Source organism: Streptomyces carpinensis, from assembly GCF_002154505.1.
GTDB classification, from domain to species: Bacteria; Actinomycetota; Actinomycetes; order Streptomycetales; family Streptomycetaceae; genus Streptomyces; species Streptomyces carpinensis.
In genome coordinates, this window is the sequence record NZ_MUBM01000625.1 from 1 (window position 1) to 4,350 (window position 4,350).

A 4,350-nucleotide genomic window follows, 5' to 3' on the forward strand; every position below is an offset into this window, starting at 1 on the left:
AGTCGTCAGGGGCGTGGGTGGGTCGCACTTCTCGATCCGTGCGGCGTGCATCATGCGACCACGCATGGTGCGACACGGTGCGATCGGCCGTCGCGGCTGCCCGCTTCAGCGGCGGGCGGCCACGGCGGGTACTTCTGCGGCGGGCGGTTGCGGCAGGGCTGCGGCGGCGGGGACGGTGCGCAGGGCGCGGGACAGCGCCCAGTACGTCACCGCCGAGCCGAGGACGCCGGCGGGGACGGCGAGGTTGAGGTCGCCCATCGCGGCGGAGACCGGTCCGGTCCAGAAACCGGAGCTGACGCACAGGGTCGCCGCGAAGGCGCCGAGGACGGTGGCCAGCGCGCCGGCCCAGTTGACGCCTCCGTGGTACCAGAAGGGGCCGTTGCGGCTCTGGTCGTGCAGGAGGTTCCCGTCGTAGCGGTTGCGCCGCAGGACGATGTCGGTCGCGTAGACGGCCATGCAGGGGCCGGTGACGACCACGACCACCTCCATCATGGCGTTGACCGCGGTGAGGAAGTCGAACACCAGGATGGCGAACAGGGTCATGGCGGTGCCGATGACGCCGACGACGAGCACGGCGGCCACGCGCGGGAGGCGGACTCCGATCGACTGCATCGACAGTCCCGCGCTGTAGGCGGTCATGCCATTGTTCGCGATCGTGTTCACGACCACCCCGATGACGAAGACGGGCGCGAGCCAGGCGGGCATGATGCTCTCCAGCGCCGCCTGCGGGTCGCTCATGTCCAGGCTGGTGGCGGCGAACGCCCCGACCGCCGTGAAGGCGACGCTCGGCAGGAAGGCTCCGGCCGACGTCCACAGCGCGACGGCGGTGCCGCTGGAGTTCCGGGGCAGGTAGCGCGCGAGGTCCGGGCTGTTCGCGTACGAGAGCGGCGCGGAGGCGACGATGGTGAATCCCGATGCCAGCACGACCAGGTGCGCGAAGCCCGTCGGCGGGTCCGCCGGCGCGTACGACCAGTCGGTGTGCCCGAGCACGAGCGCCGAGACGATCAGGAACACGACCGTCAGCAGGACGGTCAGCGCCGTGTACAGACGCACGATGGTCGCGTGGCCGTAGATCGCGATGAGCACGGTGGCGCCGGCGATCAGGCAGATCACGGCGGCGTCGACGGCCGTGGAGCCGGGCAGGCCGAGCCGCCCGGTCAGGCCGATCCCGGCCACGGAGGCCGCCGACCAGTTGAGCGCCAGGTAGAGCGCGGAGATCAGCCATCCCGTGACGGCGACGACGACCTTGTTGCCGACGATGCCGTACATGGCCCGGGAGATCACCGAGCCGGTGGTGCCGGCGACGGGACCGCTGACTGCGACGAGGCCGGTCAGGAGCCAGAACAGGTTGCCCGCGACGACGACGGCGAGCGCCTCGACCAGCGACAGCCCCATCAGGACCAGGGTGGCCCCGACCACGAAGCTGAGGTAGCTCACGTTCGGCGCGGCCCAGATCGCGAAGAGCTCACGCGGTGATCCGTGCCGTTCGTCGTCGGGCACACAGTCGATACCGCGGGTCTCGACGTGGCCCGCGCGGTCGAGGCCGGTGGGCCGACCGGCCTCGTCGGGGACTGCGGGCGTTGGGGCCATGGGCGGATTCCTTCGATGAGACCGGGAGATGAGAGCCGATGTGACTCGGAGTTGAGGCCGAGCGACGACCGTGTACTGGCTGTACTCGCCGCCGCCGTGTCCGAGAGGCCGTGAGGACCGAGGCTTGTTGGTGTCAGCACCAATAGACTATTGGTGCCGTATCCAATAGGGTGCTGGGCATGACGTCAAGCCCCCGCAGCACCCGGACGCGCAAAGATCCCGCGGAGCGTCGAGCGGAGATCCTGAAGACTGCCGCCCGGCTGGCCCTGGAGCAGGGCCTGGAACGGGTGACCATGCAGCTCGTGGCCGAGGAGCTAGGGGTGCGGCCGGGGCTGATCAGCCACTACTTCGCCACCGTCGACACCCTCCTGTGCGAGGCGTTCGCCCGGGCGGTCACCCACGAGCGCGACGCGCTGCTGCCGCGCGCCGACGGTGAACTGCCCGCGACGCGCCGGCTCGGCCGCTTCCTGCACCGCATCGGCGACAAGGACTTCGACAACCTCGGAAGGCTCTGGCTGAACGCCCGCCATCTCGCGCGCTACCGCCCGAACCTGCGGCGCGTGGTCGCCGAGCAGGAGGCCGTCATGCGCGGCACCTTGACCGCCCTGATCGAGGAGGGCGTACGCGCGGGCGAGTTCACGACCGACGACCCCATGGGAGCCTGCCTGGTCATCCTCGTGGTGATCGACGGGCTCGATTCGTACGTGAACGACGACGCGCCCTTCACCCATCCGGCGCTGGACAGTCTCGTGTTCACGATGGCCGAGCGGGAACTGGGCCTGCCTTCGGGGGCCCTTCGCGGCCCCTGACTTCGGCGCTTCGGGGTTACGGCGGCGGGAGGCGAGCCAGACCCCGACGAAATCCGCCGAAGTCGGTGACGACCCCTCGCTCACGACCGACAGACCTCGGTGAGTGTCAGTACCTCCCGCCGGCGGTCCCGCGGATCCCGGACCCGCCGAACCGCACCGAGATCCTCCCGATAGTCGGCCAGGGTCGGTGTAGAGCAGCGCAACAAAGGCACTGAACGCGCAGTGGCCTGTTTCGAGCAGGCTTCAGGGGGGTCGCGGCGGGAGGGTGCCCGGTCGCAGCGGTGAAGCCGTCGAGGTCCGTGGAGCGATACGAGAGCCGTTCGAGCCGGCTGGGTACGAGTGCTGCGAGTCGGCCGAGTCCACAGGGGCGAGGTTCGCCAGGCTGTGCTTCACGTGTGCCCAGAGGTATCGGACGGGTACAACTCGGGCGCGCACGTGCGGGCGGTCGAACCACCGTCAGGCGCTCCGACTCCTCGGTCAGGCGGCGCATCGCGTGGCAGATGGGTGGGGTGCGAGGCGCTCAAGCCAAGTGGTACGGAAGGGAACTGATGGTGCACAGGACGGTGCGCAGGCGAGGTTTCATCCGGTACGCCGCCTGGTGCGCGGCGGCTCTGCTGCCGGCCGCCGGGCTCGCTCCCGCGGCGGCCGCCGACGGCGCGCCGCCCGGACCGAATCCGGTCGCCGCCCGGCTCGACGCCTACTGGACCGCTGCCCGGATGGCGTCCGCCCTGCCCGCGGCCCCGGGCAAAGCCGCCGAAACCGGTTCTGCCGGCAAGGCACTGCCGACCGCCGCGACCGTCTCCCCCACCGTGGACGGGCCTCGGCCGGGCGAGTACATCCCGCCCAGCCAGAGCTTCGACGGCATGCCCCAGACCGGAACGTTCTTCTGGACCGATGCCACCGGTACCGGGCGCACCTGCAGCGGATCCGTGGTGCGCAGCCCGGGCCACGCCCTCGTCCTCAGCGCCGGGCACTGCCTGAAGGGCTACGCCGGCACCTCCCCGGCACGCGACCTGGGCTTCGTGCCGCAGTACCACGACGGGCTCAAGCCCTACGGCATCTTCCCCGTGCGGAGCAACGGCGTCTACGTCGCGCAGCAGTACTACGACCTGGGCGAGCACGCGGGGGCCGAGTACGACTTCGCCTTCGCGGTCACCGGGCCGGGCGAGGACGGGACGCTGATCCAGGACGCGGTGGGTGGCGTGCAGTTGCTCACCGGGACGGGGTACCACCAGGCCCCCGTACGGATGATCGGGTATCCGGCGGGAGCGGAGAAACCGCTGGAGTGCTGGAGCCGGACCACCGAGTGGGACAGCGACGACCCGTCCGACCCGGGTGCCTTCCCGCGCATCGCCTGCGACGCCTTCGTGGGCGGCACCAGCGGCGGACCGATGCTGGTGCCCTGGCCGGGCGGCTGGGCGGTGATCGGGGTGATCGGCGGCTACCACACCGGCGGCAACACCCCTCAGGTCTCCTACAGTTCCTACTTCGGCTCCGCCACCAGGGCCCTGTAGCGGGCCGCGGTGAGCGGCGCACCGCCCGTTGGCCCGGCCCCGGCCGCCTGAGGCCTGAGGCCGGGCGCCCGGGGCCGGCCGCCCGGCCGCTGGGGCCAGCCGCCGGGGTCCGGTCGCCGACGACCGACTCCGATGTCGCTCGGGCGCTCAGGCGGCAGGGGGCGCCGCCCAGTCCGGCGAGCGGGTGCCCTCGACGGGCGGCGTCCCGCCGGACGGGGCCGCCGCACCCCGCTCGGGGGCGGGGCGGCTGTGGCCCGTCAGCCGTGGGAAGGACTTGGCGGCGGCCAGGAACGTCAGCGTCGTCAGAACGAACGGCCAGGTCAAGGCGCGCCCGCCGGCTGGGGCGAGCAGCGCCGCGAGAGCCGGTGCGGCGACCGTGGCCGTGGCGGCCCCCAACAGGGCGTACACCAGCGTTGCCGTGTTCGCGGCGAGGAACA

4 protein-coding genes are annotated in these 4,350 nt (G+C 71.8%); 2 read left to right on the plus strand and 2 right to left on the minus strand.

Translation table 11 applies throughout. The annotated features are described in order from the left end of the window. Positions 1–105: 105 nt before the first annotated feature. Positions 106–1,590 carry a purine-cytosine permease family protein gene (locus tag BZY54_RS47225; protein ID WP_086731461.1) on the minus strand — a complete coding sequence of 495 codons (1,485 nt, stop codon included), beginning with the start codon at positions 1,588–1,590 and terminating at the stop codon, positions 106–108. Positions 1,591–1,769: 179 nt separating this feature from the next. On the opposite strand from BZY54_RS47225, the gene BZY54_RS47230 reads away from it, so the two are divergent. Together BZY54_RS47230 and BZY54_RS47235 are read left to right on the plus strand one after the other, a co-directional pair. Further along, a complete protein-coding gene (locus BZY54_RS47230) occupies positions 1,770–2,399 on the plus strand; it encodes a TetR/AcrR family transcriptional regulator (protein ID WP_167414195.1) in 630 nt (209 codons plus the stop codon). A 548-nt stretch (positions 2,400–2,947) separates the two neighbouring features. Then, entirely contained in the window at positions 2,948–3,913 is a 966-nt protein-coding gene (locus BZY54_RS47235) for a trypsin-like serine peptidase (RefSeq protein WP_086731462.1), read from the plus strand. Positions 3,914–4,060: 147 nt separating this feature from the next. Here the strand turns inward: BZY54_RS47235 and BZY54_RS47240 are convergent. After that, positions 4,061–4,350: urea transporter (locus BZY54_RS47240; RefSeq protein WP_208640983.1), on the minus strand; the 290-nt coding region annotated here is incomplete at its 5' end.

Coding starts and splice junctions, on each gene's coding strand:
- BZY54_RS47225 (WP_086731461.1), bottom strand. CDS start 1,590: ATGGCCCCAACGCCCGCAGTCCCCGACGAGGCCGGTCGGCCCACCGGC.
- BZY54_RS47230 (WP_167414195.1), top strand. CDS start 1,770: ATGACGTCAAGCCCCCGCAGCACCCGGACGCGCAAAGATCCCGCGGAG.
- BZY54_RS47235 (WP_086731462.1), top strand. CDS start 2,948: ATGGTGCACAGGACGGTGCGCAGGCGAGGTTTCATCCGGTACGCCGCC.